The sequence below is a fragment of the Roseateles sp. P5_E1 genome (assembly GCF_054049335.1).
In genome coordinates this window covers 126,934-145,416 of sequence record NZ_JBFUMN010000010.1, presented here as the reverse complement: position 1 = coordinate 145,416, position 18,483 = coordinate 126,934, and the positions used below count along the sequence as shown (strand labels likewise).

12 protein-coding genes and 1 pseudogene are annotated in these 18,483 nt (G+C 69.0%); 7 read left to right on the top strand and 6 right to left on the bottom strand.

The window, feature by feature from the left end:
• The 5 genes and pseudogenes from ACXJKJ_RS12115 to ACXJKJ_RS12095 form a co-directional block, all read left to right on the top strand.
• Window positions 1-680 (top strand): substrate-binding periplasmic protein (locus tag ACXJKJ_RS12115; RefSeq protein WP_457390276.1); only part of this gene is annotated, 680 nt, incomplete at its 5' end.
• Between the two features lie 176 nt (window positions 681-856).
• Window positions 857-2,245, top strand: coding sequence for an MBL fold metallo-hydrolase RNA specificity domain-containing protein (locus ACXJKJ_RS12110; protein WP_457390275.1), 1,389 nt, complete (start codon window positions 857-859; stop codon window positions 2,243-2,245).
• Window positions 2,245-3,258, top strand: coding sequence for an alcohol dehydrogenase AdhP (adhP, locus tag ACXJKJ_RS12105; protein WP_457390278.1), 1,014 nt, complete (start codon window positions 2,245-2,247; stop codon window positions 3,256-3,258). Before ACXJKJ_RS12110 ends, adhP begins: the two co-directional genes overlap by 1 nt.
• A 28-nt stretch (window positions 3,259-3,286) precedes the next feature.
• Window positions 3,287-4,120 (top strand): universal stress protein, encoded by an 834-nt coding sequence (locus tag ACXJKJ_RS12100; protein ID WP_056198429.1) that lies wholly within the window; start codon window positions 3,287-3,289, stop codon window positions 4,118-4,120.
• Window positions 4,121-4,192: 72 nt separating this feature from the next.
• Window positions 4,193-6,778 (top strand): annotated as a pseudogene (locus ACXJKJ_RS12095) (bifunctional acetate--CoA ligase family protein/GNAT family N-acetyltransferase); the annotation flags it as partial.
• Window positions 6,779-6,886: 108 nt separating this feature from the next.
• On the opposite strand, the gene ACXJKJ_RS12090 reads toward ACXJKJ_RS12095, so the two are convergent.
• On the bottom strand, window positions 6,887-7,270 hold the full coding sequence (locus ACXJKJ_RS12090) for an ornithine carbamoyltransferase (protein ID WP_457390277.1): 384 nt from the start codon (window positions 7,268-7,270) through the stop codon (window positions 6,887-6,889).
• A gap of 311 nt (window positions 7,271-7,581) precedes the next feature.
• Between ACXJKJ_RS12090 and ACXJKJ_RS12085 the strand changes: the two genes are divergently transcribed.
• Window positions 7,582-8,361 carry a Crp/Fnr family transcriptional regulator gene (locus ACXJKJ_RS12085; RefSeq protein WP_457390274.1) on the top strand — a complete coding sequence of 260 codons (780 nt, stop codon included), beginning with the start codon at window positions 7,582-7,584 and terminating at the stop codon, window positions 8,359-8,361.
• Window positions 8,362-8,408: 47 nt separating this feature from the next.
• Entirely contained in the window at window positions 8,409-11,774 is a 3,366-nt protein-coding gene (locus tag ACXJKJ_RS12080) for an EAL domain-containing protein (protein ID WP_457390273.1), read from the top strand.
• Between the two features lie 142 nt (window positions 11,775-11,916).
• On the opposite strand, the gene ACXJKJ_RS12075 is transcribed toward ACXJKJ_RS12080, so the two are convergent.
• The 5 genes from ACXJKJ_RS12075 to guaD all read right to left on the bottom strand — a co-directional run bounded on the left by ACXJKJ_RS12075 (window position 11,917) and on the right by guaD (window position 18,481).
• Entirely contained in the window at window positions 11,917-13,980 is a 2,064-nt protein-coding gene (locus ACXJKJ_RS12075; RefSeq protein WP_457390272.1) for a PAS domain S-box protein, read from the bottom strand.
• Window positions 13,980-14,747: a winged helix-turn-helix domain-containing protein gene (locus tag ACXJKJ_RS12070; protein WP_056198440.1), complete on the bottom strand. Its 768-nt coding sequence runs from the start codon at window positions 14,745-14,747 to the stop codon at window positions 13,980-13,982. The genes ACXJKJ_RS12075 and ACXJKJ_RS12070 overlap by 1 nt, the downstream gene beginning before the upstream one ends.
• A gap of 107 nt (window positions 14,748-14,854) precedes the next feature.
• Entirely contained in the window at window positions 14,855-15,046 is a 192-nt protein-coding gene (locus ACXJKJ_RS12065; RefSeq protein WP_056198443.1) for a hypothetical protein, read from the bottom strand.
• 13 nt (window positions 15,047-15,059) lie between these two features.
• A complete protein-coding gene (locus tag ACXJKJ_RS12060; protein WP_457390271.1) occupies window positions 15,060-16,994 on the bottom strand; it encodes a S9 family peptidase in 1,935 nt (644 codons plus the stop codon).
• Between the two features lie 179 nt (window positions 16,995-17,173).
• Window positions 17,174-18,481, bottom strand: a complete 1,308-nt coding sequence (guaD, locus tag ACXJKJ_RS12055; RefSeq protein ID WP_457390270.1) for a guanine deaminase — start codon at window positions 18,479-18,481, stop codon at window positions 17,174-17,176.
• Window positions 18,482-18,483 lie beyond the last annotated feature (2 nt).

The window sequence follows — 18,483 nt, the reverse complement described above, 5'->3', positions numbered from 1 at the left end:
CGGTGGGCTCGCAGTTCGCGCGCATCTTCGAGGGCGCCGAGGGCCAGGCGCCCAAGGGCCTGGCGGTGGACCTGCTGGGCATGCTGTTTGGCGAGAACGTACGCTGCGAATGGCTGCCCTGGCCGCGCGCGCAGCTGATGCTGGAGCAGGGCGAGGCGGACATCCTCATCGGCCCCTACCGCACGCCGGAACGCGAGGCCCGCATGCTGTTCAGCGTGCGCTCCTTCTACTCGGACGCGATGGTCTGGTACGCCCGCCGCGGCGAGGAGGCGCGCTGGACGGGTGAGTTCGGCGAGCTGGCCCAGGCCCCCGTGGCCGCTGTGCGCGGCTGGGCCTACGGCAGCCGCTTCGAGCGCATGAAGACGGGCATGAACCAGTTGACCTGGGTGCAGAGCGTCGACGCCGGGTTGCAGATGCTGATGAAGCGGCGCATCGAGCTGTTCGCGGCGAACGACCGCAACTGCCAGCCGGTGCTGCACCGCCTGAGCCTGGCTGACGCCGTTGCGCGCTGCTCGCCACCGCTGGACGTGCTGCACGGGCACATGGCCTTTGCACGCAGCGCCGGCGGTGAGGCCCTGTCGCAACGCTACGACCAGGCCTTCGAACAGTGGTTGCGCACCGGCTCGGCCATCGAGCTGTACCGGCGCTGGGGCGTCGAGCGCCCGTCCACGCCCAGCTAGGGCCGTTCACGCGCGGCTTGATCCAGCGCAAGGCCACCGGCAGTGCGCCGGCCTACGCTGGACCTGACTTCAACAGGTCAGGAGGCCCCCATGGTCATCAATGTCGGATCGGTGGAACCCGCACTCCGCCTGCTTGTGGGCCACGGCCCGGTGTACCGGCTGCCGGGATACCGGCCATGAGCACGGACGACCTTCGACTGCGCTTCTTCGGCGCAACAGGCACCGTGACCGGTTCCCGCTACCTCGTCGAATTCGCCGGCCGGCGATTGCTCGTCGACTGCGGGCTGTTCCAGGGCCTGAAGCAGTTGCGCCTGCGCAATTGGGCCCCCTTCCCGGTGCCGGCGGCGTCCATCGATGCCGTGGTGATGACGCATGCCCATATCGATCACAGCGGCTTCCTGCCCCGCCTGGTGGCGGAGGGCTTTCGCGGCGCCATCCACGCGACGCCTGGCACCAGCGACCTGCTGTCAGTGCTGTTGCCGGATTCGGGCCGGCTGCAGGAGGAGGACGCCCGCTACGCCAACCGGCACGGCTTCAGCAAGCATTCACCGGCGCTGCCGCTGTACACCGAGGCCCAGGCCCTGCACAGCCTCAAGCAGGTGCGCCGTCATGCCTTTGGCCGGGTCTTTGAACCCGTCCCGGGCCTGACGGCAACATTCAGCCACGCCGGTCACATCATTGGCGCCGCCAGCGTCCACCTCGCAGCGGCTTCCAGCTCGATCACCTTCTCGGGCGACCTCGGCCGCAGTGACGACACCGTCATGCTGCCGCCGGCTGCGGCGCCCGCGGCCGACATAGTCGTCATCGAGTCCACTTACGGAGATCGGCGGCACTCTGAAGCGCCTAGCGCAGACCAGCTCTGCGACGTCATCGCGCGCACCGCAGCCCGCGGCGGCACGACGCTGATCCCGGCCTTCGCCGTCGGCCGGGCCCAGGCCATCCTGCACACCTTGCTGCGCCTGAAAGCCGCCGGGCGCATCGCCGACCTGCCCATCTACCTCAACAGCCCCATGGCCACGCAGGTCACGCGCCTGGTGCAGGTCCATGCTGATGAACACAGGCTGACCGAGCCTGAGCGCCGCGACCTCGTCGACAAGGTGCGCTACGTCCGCACGGAGGAGGAATCTCGTGCGCTGAACCGTCCCACCTATCCGAGCGTCATCGTCGCCGCCAGCGGCATGGCCACCGGCGGCCGCGTGCTGCACCACCTGGAAGCACTGGCGCCAGATCCCAGGAACAGCATCGTCTTCGTCGGCCATCAGGCCGCCGGCACGCGCGGCGCCACCCTGCTGGCCGGCGCCGACCGCATCCGCATGCACGGCCAGTGGGTGCCCGTGCGCGCCGAGGTGGCCGCCATCGACGGCATGTCCTCGCACGCCGACCAACCCCAGCTGCTGGCCTGGCTGCAAACGCTGCCGCACCCGCCCAGCCACGTCTACGTGACCCACGGCGAGCCCCAGGCCGCCGACGCGCTGCGCCAGGCTATCGAGGAAGGCCTGGGCTGGCCGGCCTCGGTACCCGAATACCTCGACGCCGTCCCGTCCAAGGAGTTGCCATGCCCATGATGAAAGCTGCGGTCGTCCGCGCTTACCGCGAGCCCCTCAGCCTGGAGGAAGTGGCCATCCCCGAAGTCCCCGCCGGGCAGGTCCTCGTGAAGGTGGCCGCCTGCGGCGTCTGCCATACCGACCTGCATGCCGCCGACGGCGACTGGCCGATCAAACCACCGCTGCCCTTCATTCCGGGCCACGAGGGCGTCGGCCATGTCGCCGCCGTCGGCGCGGGTGTGCGCGGCATCCGCGAAGGCGATCGCGTGGGCGTGCCCTGGCTGCACACCGCCTGTGGGCATTGCGAGCACTGCCTGACGGGCTGGGAGACGCTGTGCGACCACCAGCAGATGACCGGCTACACGGTCAACGGCAGCTTCGCCGAATACGTGCTGGCCGATCCGGCCTATGTGGGCCATCTGCCCGACGGCCTGTCCTTCGAATCCCTCGCGCCCATCCTGTGCGCCGGCGTGACGGTCTACAAGGGCCTGAAAGTACTGGACGCCCGGCCGGGGCAATGGGTGGCCGTCGTCGGCATCGGCGGTCTCGGGCACCTGGCCGTCCAGTACGCACGCGCGATGGGCTTTCACGTCGCAGCCGTGGACATCGATTCGGCCAAGCTGCAACTGGCCCAGCGGCTGGGCGCCGAGCTGTGCATCAACGCTGCCGATGAAGACCCGGCCGCCGCACTGCAGCGCGAACTGGGCGGTGTGCACGGCGCCCTCGTGACCGCCGTCTCGCGCCAGTCCTTCAGCCAGGCGCTGGGCATGCTGCGCAAGCGCGGCACCATGTCCATGGTCGGCCTGCCGCCCGGCGACTTCGCGCTGCCGATCTTCGACGTCGTTCTCAATGCCAAGACCGTGCGCGGCTCCATCGTCGGCACGCGCCAGGACCTGAACGAAGCATTGCAGTTCGCCGCGGAGGGCCTCGTGCACGCCAGCACCACCACGCACCGGCTGGACGATATCAACCGCATCTTCGACGACCTGCGCACGGGGCGCATCGATGGCCGGGCCGTGCTGAGCTTTGCCTGACTTTTGCCTTCCCAAGGAGATGAATCCCATGAGCTATCGCAGCCTGCTGGTTGCCCTGGACGCGACCCCGGCCAACCCGACGCGCGTCAGCATTGCCATCGCGCTGGCCAGGGAGTTCGAAGCCCACCTGATCGGCCTGGCGCCCAGCGCCACGGTCGAGCTGCAGGCGCTGCAGGCTGCCGCCGCGATGGACGACTACGTCAGTGGCGCCTGCGCGACCCTGCTCGCACAGGCCCAGGCCCTCGCGCAAAACTTCCACCAACGCTGCGGCGCTGCCGGGCTGCCCTCATTCGAGGCGCTCGCCGACCAGACGCCCGCGGCGCAATCGCTGGCACGGCATTCGCAATGCACGGACCTGCTCATCATGAGCCAACCCGACCCGTCGCTGCCCGACCATCGCCAGCACGCGGCCGCGCTGGAACAGGTGCTGCTGCGCTGCGTGCGTCCGGTCCTGATGATCCCCTACACGCATCGCGAACCCCTGCGCACGCGCCGCGTGCTGCTGGCCTGGGACGGCAGCCGCGAGTCGGTCCGGGCGATGACGGACGCGCTGCCGCTGCTGCGCCGCGCCGACAACGTCTGGCTGATGCACTGGCGCCGAGACGCCGAAGGTGAAGCCCCGGCCGCGCGCCTCGCCTGCCAGCGCCAATGGCTGGCGCTGCAGGGCGTCGATGCCATCGTGCGCGAGGAGGTGACGGCACTGCCCATCGGCGACGCTCTGCTGAATGCGGCATCCGACACCGGGGCGGACCTGATCGTSATGGGTGCCTATGGCCACGCYCGCTGGGCGGAGCGGCTGTTCGGGGGTGTCTCCCGCAGGCTGCTGGCATCGATGACCGTGCCGGTGCTGATGTCGCATTGATCCCCCGCAGCATCCCGCGCTGGCTTGATCCAGCGCAAGGGCCGGGCTGCGGGCGGTGGCGAGGATGCGCTCATGACCCAGCGCCATCTCGATCGCCTGCTCACGCCCGACTCGGTAGCCGTCTTCGGCGCCTCCGACAAGCCCGGCCGCGTCGGCACCACCGTCTGGCGCAACCTGCTGAGCGGCGGCTTCAAGGGCCCGATGGCGGCCGTGAACCCGCGGCTGGACAGGCTGGACGGCCAGCCCTGCTTTGCCGGCGTCGCCGAGCTGCCGTTCACGCCGGACCTGGCCGTGCTGTGCACGCCACCGGACACCATCGCGCCGCTGGTCGGGCAGCTGGGTGTGCGCGGCACTCGGGCCGCCATCATCGTGACGGCGGGCCTCACACCAGCGCAGAAGCAGGCGGCGCTGGACGCCGCCCGGCCGCACACGCTGCGCCTGCTGGGGCCCAACTGCATCGGCCTGCTGAGCCCGCACCTCGGGCTGAACGCCAGCTTCACCCAGGCGAAGGCGCTGCCCGGCGAACTGGCGCTGGTGTCCCAGTCGGGCGCATTGCTGACGGCCCTGCTGGATTGGGCCAACGCCGAGCGCATCGGCTTCTCGCACCTCGTCTCGCTGGGCGAGCACGCCGACGTCGACTTCGCCGACCTGCTGGACCATCTGGCCACGGACCGACATACGCGCGCCATCCTGCTCTACATCGAATCCATCACATCGCCACGCAAGTTCATGTCGGCAGCGCGTGCCGCGGCCCGCATCAAGCCCGTCATCGTCGTCAAGGCCGGCCGCGCGCCGGCCGGCATGAAGGCCGCCGCCTCACACACGGGCGCGCTGGCGGGCGAGGACATCGTCTTCGACGCCGCCATCCGCCGCGCCGGCATGCTGCGCGTGGACACGCTGAAGGATCTCTTCATCGCCGCGCAGAGGCTCGCGCGCTTTCGTGACAACCACAGCCGCGAGCTGATGGTCATGACCAATGGCGGCGGCGCGGGCGTGATGGTGGCCGACGCCGCCGCGCCGCTGGGCGTGACGCTGGCGCGCCCGGGCGAGGCGCTGATGAAGCGGCTCAACGCCGTGCTGCCGGCCAACTGGTCGCACGGCAACCCGATCGACATCATTGGCGACGCGCCCGCGCAGCGCTACGTGGACACGCTCAAGGCCCTGTTCGACGCCCCCGAGGCGGGCGCGGTGCTGTTCGTGCACGCACCGACGGCCATCGTCTCCAGTGAAGCCATCGCCCGGGCATGCGCCCCACTGATCGCCGAGCACCGGGGCCGTGTGCTGAGCTGCTGGCTGGGCGGTGACACGGTGGCGCCGGCGCGCAGCGCTTTCGAAGAGGCCGGCATCGCGGGCTACGAGACGCCCGAGGAGGCCGTGCGCGCGTTCTCGCTGATGCAGACCTACCGGCGCAACCAGACGGCACTACGCCAGACGCCAAGCGCCGGCGCGAACGGCAAGCCGGACCTGGCACGGGCGCGCGCCATCATCGACGCCGCGCTGGGCGCTGGCCGTGAATGGCTGGACGAGATCGATGCCAAGGCACTGCTGGCTGCCTATGGCATCGCGGTCGTGCCGACGTTGCGCGCCGAAGCCTCGCCACAGGCCGCCGCCGAGGCCGCCCAGCGCATCGACGGGCCGGTGGTGCTGAAGGTGGAGTCCCCGGCCATCCTGCACAAGTCGGACGCGGGTGGCGTGCGCCTGGACCTGCGCGGCGAAGCCGCCGTGCGCCTGGCTGCGCGGGAGATGCTCGATCATCTGCAAGCCACGCGTCCGGAAGCCCACATCGAGGGATTCAGCGTGCAGGCCATGGTGCAACGGCCCCGCGCCCAGGAGCTCATCGTCGGCGCGCACGTGGATCAGATCTTCGGCCCGGTGCTGCTGTTCGGCCAGGGCGGCATCGCGGTGGAAGTGCTGGGCGACCGCGCCGTGGCGCTGCCGCCGTTGAACCGCGCGCTGGCACGCGAGCTGATCGACCGCACCCGGGTGGCCCGGCTGCTGGCCGGCTATCGCGGGCGGCCGCCGGCCCACATCGACGCCTTGTGCGACGCGCTGACCGCCGTCGGGCAGATGCTGGCCGATCTGCCCGAAATGGCCGAGCTGGACATCAACCCGCTGCTGGCCGACGAGCACGGCGTGCTCGCGCTGGATGCCCGCGTGCGCCTGTCGGCGTCGGCACCCTCCGGCATGGCACGCTTCGCCGTGCGCCCCTACCCGGCAGATCTGGTGCGAACTCTGCACTGCCAAGGCAGCACGCTGCTGATGCGGCCGATCCGGCCCGAGGACGAGGCATTGCACCGCGAGTTCCTGCAGGCCTGCAGCCCCGAAGACCTGCGCATGCGCTTCTTCCAGGCGCCGCACGCGCTGACGCATGACGACCTCGCCCGGATGACGCAGATCGACTACGAGCGCGAGATGGCGCTCGTCATCGTCGATGAGCAGGCCGCTGGCGGCCCCCGCACGCTCGGCGTGGCCCGTCTCGTGCGCGATCCCGACAACGTCGAGGCGGAGTTCGGCCTGCTCGTGCGCAGCGACCTGCAGCGCCGGGGCCTCGGCCGCCTGCTGATGCAGGCCCTGCTCGACTACGCCACCTCGCGCGGCACGCAGCGCGTCGTCGGCCACGTGCTGCGCGAGAACCGGGCGATGCTGAACCTGCTCAAACGCATGGGTTTTGACGTCAGGCCGGGCGGTGCCCAGCCGTCGGAGATCGTCCTCGTCAGCCGAGCCTCGGGCTGCAACGGCTCATGRCGACGGGCCAAGCGCCGCTCCTCAAGCCAGGCTGACAACCAGCGCCGCCTGCAGGATCTTGCGCCGCTTGACGGCCCACGCGACATCTCCGTCCAGTGCCTGTGCGAGCACGGCCGTGGGATGGCCGGCGGTCGCCAGCCCGGCGAACACAGGAATGTCGGCGCTGCGGGCCAGGCGCCCTGTCAGGGCGGCGGGCAGGTGCTGACATTCAACCGCATCGTAGAGACGGCTCAGCATGCGTGCCGTTGCATCGACCCGCCATGGGCTGCTGTGCTCGTCAAGCCCGGGCTGGACAAAGGACACATGGGCACCGAGCGCCGTCGCCGCCTGCGCGAATTCGCTCGCCTCGTCGTCCTCCGGGTGCGGCGACATCAGCGCCAGCCGCCTGCCCGTCAATGGCTTCATCTCCGAGGCCTGCGGCCTCAAGAGCACCCTCGCCTGCCGCAGCAAGGCAGCGGCATCGACGGGGTAGGACGAAGTGGCGCCAGCGGCACCTTGGCGAGCCTCGGAACACATGAGTGGCAGCGTATCGACGCCGAATGCGCGGCCATTGACCAAGGTCAAGCCGGCGGAGTCCGACTCGGTGTTGATCGGCTCCGTCACCGACGGTTCACGCAGTGTTACGCAGCGCTACCTAACGATTTGGCCTGTTGACACTTCATTGCCCGGGCCTGCCTAGCATCGATTTTTTCGATGCCACCCCAAGGGAGACCACCATGCACGCCAGTGCCCCGCATACCCCGATGACTACCGCACGCTGCAGCACCACCTTCGCCGCCAGCGGCGCGATCAACACCAACGTCGCACCGTCCAAGGGTCAGCGCATCGCTGACGAGCTGAAGCTGCTGGAGGCCGTGCTGGCGCCCAGGCGCCGCATCGTCCATGCCGGCGATGTGCTGTACCGGCCGGGCGAGCGGTTCGAGCAGCTGCACGTGCTGAACTCCGGCTGCTTCAAGCTGATCAGCCCGTCGGCCGAGGGCCACGAGCAGGTCGTCGGGCTGAAGTTCCGCGGCGACTGGCTCGGCTTCAGCGCCATCGCCAAGGGCAGCTACGCCTGCGAAGCCATTGCGATGGACACCGCCGAGGTCTGGACGCTGCGCTACGACGCACTGCTGAAGGCCTGCGCCGACCATCCCCGCCTGATGGCCACCGTGCACGAGGCCATGAGCGACGAAATCATGCGCGAACGCGAGGCGCTGACGGCCCTGTGCGCGCTGCCGGCCGCCGCGCGCGTGGTGACCTTTCTGCACAACTGGGCCGATTCCCTGGCCGCGCGTGGCCTCAGGACCGACCAGATCAGCCTGCGCCTGACGCGCGCCGAGATCGGCAACTACCTCGGCCTGACGCTGGAGACCGTCAGCCGCGTGCTGTCCAGGCTCGCGCGAGCGCGGCTCATCGCCTTTCACGAGAAGAGCCGGCGCGACATCTGCATTCCCGACTTCCCCGCACTGGCCGCCTTCATCGGTGGGCAGGCCGCTCCTGCCGGTCTGCACTAGGCGGCGCGTCGGCCTCGGCGGCCGCRCATCGATCCAGGGAGAAAAAAATGAATTCACCGCATCAGGACGCCGTCGCACCGCCTCTTCGCTTCGCCAGCGGGGGCTTCGGCCGGCACTTCGACCTCTGGCGGCGCCGGCTGGCGCCGACCGCTCCGCTGACCATGGCCGCGGCTTACGCGGCCTTTGGCCTTGCCTGGATCCTGCTGTCTGATGGACTGCTGGAAAAGCTGGCGCCCGACATCGCCACGCTGTCCGCCGTTGGCCAGGGCAAGGGCATCGCCTTCGTGCTGGCGACCAGCGCGCTGATCTATGTGATCACCCCCAGCCGGCAAGCCGAGGGCGAGGCGACCGGACCGGCGCGTCAGGGCGGACCGGTCAGCGTGCTCTGGGTGTTCGCCCTGCTGTCAGCCGCCATCGTGCTGGCAAGCCTGATGGGCTATGCCAGATCGACTCACATGTCGCATGAACAGCAGGTTGCGCAGTTGCGCCGCGAAGCCGAGCTGAAAGCCGAGATCGTCCAGGGCTGGATCGAGCGGCGCACGGAGGACGCACGCCGGCTTGCCACCGACCCCCAGTTGCGCACCAGCCTGCTGCGCTGGCGCCGCAGCCCCGATGAGGCATCGGCGGCAGAGATGAGGAAGGAACTGCTGTTGCTGCTGACTTCCACGCACTACGCCGACGCATTGCTGTTCGACGAACACGCCCGGCTGCTGCTGGCGCCGGACGGCGCCCCGCGGCATGTCGATGCGGCCATGTCGCATGGCGTGCGTTCGGCCCTGCAAGGCGGGCGGGTGTCTGGCGGCGACTTCCGGGCCGAGGTGGGCGACCCCGCCAGCCTGCAGTTCGACCTCTTCGTGCCACTGCCCAGCGCGGACGGCCGGCCCGGGACCGTCTTGCTGCTGCGCACAGCGCCGCGCCTCACGCTGCTGCCGCAGCTGACGCCGGGCTCCGCCAGTGACGCTCCCGAGACGCTGTTCTTCCGCCCCGCCGCACGGGATCTGCTGGCCTTGCGCATCGACGGCTCCGACACCCCGTTCGTCCCTCCGCGCAACTCCTCCCGCGCGGCGCTGACCGCCTTGTCCGGCGATCCGTCGCTGGCCGGTTCGCTCATGGACGGCCTGGATCGCGGCGAAGTTGCCCAGGCCGCGGTGGCGGCCCGGATTCGCAACTCCGGCTGGTATGTCGCCATCCAGGCGCCGCGCGATGCGCTGCTGGGCGGCAGCATCGCCGATGCGACGACGCTGGCCCTGGTGAACTTGCTGGCCGTGCTGGCCGCGGGCGCCTTCACCTACGCTGCGCTGAAGCGGCGCGAACTGCTGGCAGCCGCACGCATGGCGGTGGCAAGCCAGGACGAGGAGCGGGCCTGGAAGATCGCCGAGGCGATCGCCAACTGTTCGACCGACGTCATCTTCGCCAAGGATCTCGAGGGGCGCTACCTGTTCGTGAACCGCGCGCTGTGCCGGGCGCTGGGGCGCAGCTCGGAGCAACTGATCGGCTTCGATTCCACCGGTCTGTTCCCAGCCGAGCAGGTGCGTCAGCTGCTCAAAGACGACGCGGCAGCACTGCGGGCCGACAAGCCAGTCTGCGTCCAGACGTGCCTGACGATGCCCGATGGCGACCGCCTCTACGCCTGCACCAAGGGCAAGCTGGTCGACGACGAAGGCCGCACGCTGGGCATCTACAGCGTCTCCAGCGACATCACCGAGCGCCACGACATGCAGCAGCGCATGCGCCAGTGGGCCACGGTCTTCGAGGACATCCGCGACGGCGTCATCATCACCGACTCACGGGGCCGCATCCAATCGATCAACCACTCGTTCACGACCATCACCGGCTACAACGCGCAAGAGGCCATCGGCGCCAGCCTCAAGCTGCTGAAGTCCGGCCGGCACGACGCGGAGTTCTATCAGCGGATGTGGGCCGCGCTCGATGCCAGCGGGCACTGGCAGGGCGAGATCTGGAACCGCCGCAAGGGCGGCGAGGTCTATCCGGAATGGCTGACCATCAGCGCGGTGCGCGACGACGACGCGACGGTCACGCACTACGTCGGCGTGTTCACCGACATCAGCCGCCTCAAGCACAGCGAGGCCCAGACCGACTGGCTGGTCCACAACGACCCACTGACACGCCTGCCCAACCGCGTTCAACTGCAGAGGCGGCTCGAAGATGCGCTGGCCCGCTCGCACCGGCGCGAGAGCCGCGCGGCGCTGCTGGTCATCGATCTCGATGGCTTCAAGACGGTCAACGACGGCCTGGGGCACCCGGCCGGCGACGAATTGCTGGTCTGTGTGGCCGCGCGCCTGCAGGCGCGCCTGCGCCATGAGGACTTCCTGGGCCGGCTCGGCGGCGATGAGTTCCTGGTCATCCTCGAAGCCAACATGGACAGCACCAGCGTTGCCGTGCTCGCGCGCGGCCTGCTGGCGACCATCGCCGCGCCGATGGCGCTGTCGTGTGGGCAGGATGCCTACCTGACGGCCAGCATCGGCATCAGCATGTTCCCCGACGAAGGCAATCCCACCGCGGTCGAGTTGCTGCGTGACGCGGATGCGGCGATGAATCGCGCCAAGGAATTGGGCCGCAACCAGTTCTGCTTCTATACGGATGACATGAATGCCGAGGCCCGGACCAAGCTGGACCTGGAAGCCGCACTGAGCCGCGCCATCGAACGCGACGAGCTGCAGCTGCACTACCAGCCCAAGGTGGATGCCAGCAGCGGCGAGGTCGTCGGCGCCGAGGCCTTGCTGCGCTGGCAGCGCAGCGGCATCGGCCTGGTGCCACCGAGCCAGTTCATCCCCGTGGCCGAGCAGAGCAGCCTGATCCTGGCCATCGGCGGCTGGGTCATCGACGCGGCATGCCGCCAGATCCGCGCCTGGATGGACGCCGGCCAGCCCGTGGTGCGCATAGCGGTCAACGTCGCTGCGCGGCAGTTCGCCGCCGGTGACCTGGACCAGGTGGTGGCCCGCGCCCTTCAGCGCCATCAGGTCGGCGCGCAGTGGCTGGAGATCGAGATCACCGAAGGCATGCTGATCACCGACCCCGGCGCTGCGATCGGCATGCTCAAGCGGATCAAGGCCCTCGGGGTCAAGCTGTCGCTGGACGACTTTGGCACCGGCTACTCCAGCCTGGCCTACCTGCAGCAGTTCCCGATCGATTCGCTGAAGATCGACCAGTCGTTCACGCGCCGCATCGGCGAGCAGCCCGACGGCGCAGCGCTGGTCGATGCCGTGATTGCACTGGCTCACCGGCTGCATCTGCGCGTGGTGGCCGAGGGCGTCGAAACCGCGCAGCAACGCGACTACCTGTGCGAGCGCGGCTGCGACGAGATGCAGGGGTATCACTTCGGCCGCCCGGCACCGGCCGAATCGCTCCAACACCTGTTGGCCACCGAAGCAATCGCGGCGAGCGTGCTTTGAAACACCACACCTCTTCGTGCCCCTGGCGCCCGCCTTTACCTTTACCCAGACAGCCGCAGCTGGCGGCCGGCGGAGCGGGAGCCGCTGCGCCGGGTCAGCCCGACGCCGTCGGCCTGCGGCGCGCCGCTCGGCTGCGCGCGACCTAGGCCAACAGCACGCGGGCCATCGCCTGCGCCAGCTGGCCGCGGCTGTAGGGCTTGGGCAGCAGTTCCCAGTCCGCCGGGGACTCGCGGTCGGCATCCAGCAGTTCGGCGGAGAAGCCCGACATCAACAGGATGGCCAGCTGCGGCAGCCGCTGCTGCGCGATGCGGGCGAGCTCGGTGCCGCGCATGCCGGCGCCCAATGCAATGTCGGTGAGCAGCAGGTCGAAATCGGCTTCAGGCGTCAGCAGTTGAAGCGCCTGCTCGGCACTGGAACAGACGCTGAACACGCAACCCAGGCTGGCCAGGAAGTGCTGCGCCACGGCACGCACCTCGGCGTCGTCTTCGACCACCAGCACTTTCAGCCCCGCGGGCACCGTGTGCCCGACGTGGTCGCCGTCCTGGGCCCCCGTCTGGGCATCGTGCGGCACCGGCAGATACAGGCTGATCGTCGTGCCAAGGCCGGCCGTGCTGTCCAGCGCGACGGCGCCCTGCGACTGCTTGACGAAGCCATAGACGGCACTCAGGCCCAGGCCCGTGCCGCGGCCGGCCTGTTTGGTCGTGAAGAAGGGCTCGAAGGCACGCTCCTTGACGGCCTCCGGCATGCCCGTGCCGGTGTCGGTGACGGCGATGCGGACGAACCGGCCTTCGCCGAGCTCGTCCTGCAGGCCCGCCGGCAGCATGCCCGCGGCCGCCGCGGAAAACCGCAGATCGCCGCCGTCGAGCATCGCGTCGCGCGCATTGATCGCGATGTTGAGCAGGGCAGCTTCCAACTGGCCCGCGTCGGCCAGGGCCAGGGGGCAGTCCGGCGCGACATCGACGCTGATGCGGATGCGCTGGTCCAATGTGCGGCGCAGCATGTCCGACAGCGGGTGCAGCAGGCCATGCACGTCGACCGCGCTGGGCTGCAGCACCTGGCGGCGCGAGAAGGCCAGCAGCTTGCCGGTCAGCTCCGCGCCGCGCTTGGATGCGCGCATCGCGGCGCTCACCAGTTGCAGGGCGCCACCGTCCTGCGCCAGTGCCGGCAGCTCCTCCAGCACCTGCAGATTGCCTTGGATGACGGTCAGCAGGTTGTTGAAGTCGTGGGCAATGCCGCCCGTCAGCTGGCCAACACTTTCGAGGCGTTGGGCATGGCTCAGCGCCTCCTCGGTCTGCGCCCGCTGCAGGCAGGTGACCAGCAGATTGGCCAGTGACTCCAGGAAGCGCTGTTCATCGTCGCCGAACCGCTTCGACTGGCGAGAACGAACCTTCAAGGCGCCAATGACGCGACCGCGGTCCAGCAGCGGCACCGCCAATGCGCTGACCAACCCTGCCGCGAGATAGTCGGGGGGCACCGCATAGCGTTGTTCTGCGCGGAAATCCTCGATCACGACCGATTGCCCCTGGCTCAGCACGACGCCCAGCGGCGTGTCGCCGCGATTGGGCACGATGCAACCCAGCGACTCGCCGGCGATCAGGCCCACGCCCCCGGCGACGCGCAGTTCAAGCCGGTTGCTTTCCAGCAGGAACACCAGCGCCATCTCGACTTCCAGCGCCTCGGCGGCGATGGCCGGTACCTGCTGCAACAGCTGCTGCGGATCGCGTGCGTCGACGGCCAGGCGGCCCAGCTGCGCCAGATGCTCGCTATAGCGCGCCCGCTGCAACGCCTGTTTGACGCGCGGATAGCCACCGATGCCGCGGATCGCGGCAACCACGAAGGGCAGGCCGTGGTCTTGCAAAGGGCTCAGCGCGATTTCCACCATCACCTCGCTGCCGTCGCGCCGCCGGGCCACCAGCTCCATCTGCGTGCCCATCGGCCGAGCGCGCGGCGCGTGACCGTAGGCCTGCCGGTATGACGCGTGGCGAGGGCGAATGCTGTCGGGCACCAGTTCGTCCACGCTCGTGCCGACGAGCTCCTCCATCGAGTACCCCAGCAGCGCCGCCGCCGCGGGGTTGGCTCGGGCGATCAGGCCTGCGGCGTCCACCAGCAGCAGGGCGTCCGGATAGGCGGAAAACAGCGAGCGGTAGACGGTCAGGTCATCGACGGGCTGCGGCGTCGGCTGGTTGGCGGGAGGCGTTCCAACCATCAGGTTTTAGCCCGTGCGGAGCCGATGGGCGGAACGAAGATGTAGCCGGCGCCGCGGACCGACTTGATGATCTGTGGATTCTCCGCGTCGACTTCCAGCTTCTTGCGCAGGCGTCCGATCTGCACGTCGATCGTGCGGTCAAAGGGCGCAGCTTCGCGGCCCCGCGTCTGTTCAAGCAGAAAGTCGCGGGACAGCACGCGACCCGCATGCTGGGCCAGGGCCGCGAGGAGGGAGAACTCGCCGCTGGTGAGCCGCACCTCTGCGCCGTTCGGATCGTCAAGGCGCCGGGCGCCCAGGTCGAGCTGCCAGCCGAGAAATGTCAGGTGCTCGCCACCCGAGGCACTGGCCACCTGCCGGGGCGCCTGCCCGCTGGCCGGCTGGCCGGAGGCCAACGGGTGCGGCTCCATGCGCCGCAACACGGCCTTGATGCGCGCGACCAGCTCGCGCAGGTCGAAAGGCTTGGTGACGTAGTCATCGGCGCCAACTTCCAGGCCCACGACCTTGTCGACCGAGTCCCCGCGGCCGGTGATGATGACCAGGCCGCAGCGCCAGTGCTCGCGCAGCTGCCGTGCGATGGCGAAGCCGTCCTCTCCGGGCAGGCCCAGATCCAGCAGCACCAGCTCGGGCGGATCGCTGGCCATCAGCTCCATCAGCGCACGGCCCGAATGCAATTGCGTCGTGCGAAAGCCGTGCCCAGGCAGATAGCGGCCGAGCAGCTCGGTGATCGCTGTTTCGTCATCGACAACGGCAATATGCTGAAGCGTCACAGCGTCGGCGCACCTGAAGCGTTATGGGGATGGCAAGGATTCTGGCACCGATCGGTGCCACGAAATCATTGTGCAAGGCCGCTGGCGCCCCGCGACCCCTCGCCCGGCTAGCGCCCGCTCAGCACGCGCGCAGGCAGCATGACGATGGCACGCAGCAGCCCGAAGGCGCCGTCGACGGCGATGCCCAGCAACCTGAAGGGCAGCGTGATCAGCCAGACCAGCGGCCACAACAGCAGCGCCAGAATGGCCAACGGCCAGCAGATCACGAACAGGATGCACCAGAGCAGGAAGCTGAACATCGCGGACTCCTTCTTACTTGACCGGCTGACTGATGCCGGGCTTCAGGTATTTATCCAAGAACTCGACCATGCGGCGGTTGGCCTCCAGCGTGTTCTTCTTCTTGGAGAAGCCGTGGCCCTCGTCGTCGAACACGAGATAGTCCACCGGCACATTGTTCTTCTTGACCGCCGCGACGATGTCGTCGCTCTCGGGCTTGATGACGCGCGGGTCGTTGGCGCCCTGGATGACCATCAGCGGCTTCTTGATCTCGCTGGCATGGAACAGCGGTGACGTGGCCATCAGGCGCTCACGGTCCTTCACCGGGTCGCCCACTTCCTGATAGAGAGCCAGGCGGAAGCTCTCCCAATAGGGCGGAATGCTTTCCAGCGTGCGGATCCAGTTGGCGACGCCGAAGATGTCGATGCCGACCTTGAAGGCCTCGGGGCGGAAGGCCATGGCCGACAGCACCATGTAGCCGCCATAGCTGCCGCCGACGATGCCGATGCGCTCGGGGTCGATGACGCCCGTGCCGGCCAGGAAGGTCTTGGCCTCGATGCAGTCCCACAGCGGCTCGCGGCCATGCTTGCCGTCGTCAGCCGTGAAGAAGCTCTTGCCATAGCCCGAGCTGCCGCGGTTGTTGATGCCCAGCACCGCATAGCCGTTGTTGACAAAGTACTGCATCAGCGCCGAGTAGCCGCGCTTGGTCTGGCCGCCGGGGCCGCCATGCACCCAGACGATGGCCGGCACCTTGTGGGTTGGCGAGGCTTCCTTGGGCAGCATGTAGACCGACGGGACGACCATGCCGTCGAAGCTCTTGAAGCGGGCGATGGAGGCGTCCACCAGCTCGGCCGGGTCGATGTCCTTGGACAGGCTCTGCGTCAGCTGCTTCGGCGCGGCGTTGGAGCCGACCTCGGCGACGAACAGGTTGTTGGGCGAGCGGTCGCCGTTCACGTAGAAGGCCATGCGCTTGCCGCTGCGGGAGAAGGTCACGCCGCGCACGTCGCCGCCGGGTAGCTGGGGCAGCGCCATCGGCTTTCCGTCGCGGTACAGGCGCAGCGCGATGCTGGCGTCGGCATTGATGCCGGTGATGCGGTAGCGGCCGTCCTTGGAGAAGGCCGTGTAGTCCACGTCCCAATCGGCCTTCTCGATCTCGCGGGTCGCGCCGCTGGCCAGGTCGTAGCCGATGACGCGGGTGAACTCGCCGCCGTCGTTGCTGGTCATCAGCAGCTCGCGGCTGTCGGGCGTGAAGTCCTGCGGCGTGTAGTTGGCCACGCCCTGGTGCTTGGTGATGTGCTTGACCTCGCCACTCTTCAGGTCGACCAGGTGCACGTCGGAGTCGGCCGTCGTGTTGATCTTGCCCACCGCCAGCCAGCGGCCGTCGCGGCTGATGTCGCTCAACTCCCAGCCGGCCTCGTTCTTGAAGACCAGCGTGCGGGCATAGGTCTTGGCATCCAAACGGTAGAGGTCGAAGAAGCGCGGATCGCGCTCGTTGGTCGTCACGTAGAAGGCCGTGTCGTCGCCGCTCCAGCCGGCGAACGAGGCCTTGAGCTTGTCGCCCGGCGTCAGGTCCTTCTCGCTGCCGTCGAGCTCACGCACATAGAGATGGTTGAGCTCGTTGCCGGCCTGGTCGCGGGTGTAGAGGAAGCGGTCATCGCCCGGGAAGAAGCCCACCGCGTAGTGACTGTCGGTCTTGGAATTCGTCAGCTGGACCGGCTTGCCGCCGCCCACCGGCATCGCATAGACGTTGAAGATGCCCGTCTCGTTGCTGTGGAAGAGGATGCGGCTCTCGTCGGCCGAGAAGCTGGCGCCACCGATGTTCACGGTGGCCATGAACTGCTCGATGGTGTAGCGCTTGGCGGGCTTGGGCGCCTTGGCGACTGCGGCCGGCTTGTCGGCGGCAACAGCGGCCTGGGACGCGCCAGCCAGCAAGGCCAGGGAAGCGACGAGGGACAGCAGGGGTCGGCTCATGGAGTCTCCGTTGAAATGAGTGGGCAGACTCTAGCCAGCCGCCCCGCCGTCCCCCATCAGGGTTGTGACGAAGCGGCGGAATCGGGGGACAGGCGGTTCAAGGCGACGCTGGGCCGTTCCCGAGTCGCCTTGACCCCCTCGGGGGGCGGGCGGGCTTCAGGCCAGCCCTGGGGGCACCATCAAATGCGTTGATGGCCCGCGACATAGCAGGCCGCGAGGTTGCGCTCGTCGGCCAGCGTCATCCACGCAAAGACACGCTCGTGCAGCTCGCGCGCCACCGCGTCGCGCGCCTCGGCGACCGGGCCTTGCGCCCAGTCCCACACGCAGATGTCGGCCGTCTGCCCCACCGACAGGCCGCCGATCTCGCCACCCAGCTGCAGCGCCTCGGCCGCGCCACGCGTGGCGGCATGCAGGGCCATCCATGCGGTCATGCGCTCGCCGCGCAGGGCCTGCACCTTGTAGGCATCGAGCATGTTGCGTGGCAGGCTGAGCGTCGTACCACCACCGACGTCAGAAGCCAGGCTGATGTTGAAGGCCGCACCCGGCCAGTCGAACAGGCCGCTGCCCAGGAACAGATTGCTCGACGGGCAATGCGCCACCTGGGCGCCACGGTCAGCGATGACGACGCGGTCGTGCGGGTCCAGATAAATGCCATGGGCCAGCACCGAGCGCTCGTGCACGAGGCCGACGCGCTCATACACATCCAGGTAGCTGCGCGCATCCGGGAACAGCTCCGCCACCCAGGCGACCTCGGCGCGGTTCTCGGCGACGTGGGTCTGCATATAGAGGCTGGCATCGGCGCGGCACAGCGCGCCGGCCATTGCCAGTTGCTCGGGCGTGCTGGTCGGCGCAAAGCGCACCGTCACGGCGTACGCCAGGCGGTCGCGGCCATGGAAGCGGGCGATGAGGTCGACGCAATCCTTCTCGGCCTGAACGACGTCGTCCCGCAGCCCGTCCGGCGCATGGCGGTCCATCAACACCTTGCCGGTGATGAGGCGCATGCCGCGTGCCGCGGCGCTGTCGAACAGGGCCTCGGCCGATACCTTGTGCACGGTCGGGAAGACGACGGCCGAGGTCGTGCCGCTGGCCAGCAGCGCGTCCAGGAAGACCTCGGCCCCTGCGCGGCTGCGCGCCGGGTCGGCAAAGGTGCACTCGCTGGGGAAGGTGTAGCGCTTGAGCCAGTCCAGCAGCTCGGTGCCGTAGGAGCCGATGACCTCCAGCTGCGGGCAGTGGACGTGGGTGTCGATGAACCCCGGCAGCACCAGCTTTCCGGCATGGTCCTTGCGCGCCCAACCGGCATCCGGCTCGGCGGCCTGCCTCCCGACGATGCGGCCGTCCTCGATCAGCAGCCAGTGGTCGCGGTCAAAGCGCACCGCCGGTGGCTCGGTGTCGCCCCAGCGTGGTGCAGCCGTGAAATCCAGCAGATCGCCCCGCAGGGCCCATCGGCGTGGACTGTCGACGAATTTTTCCTGGTTAGTAAAACTCATAT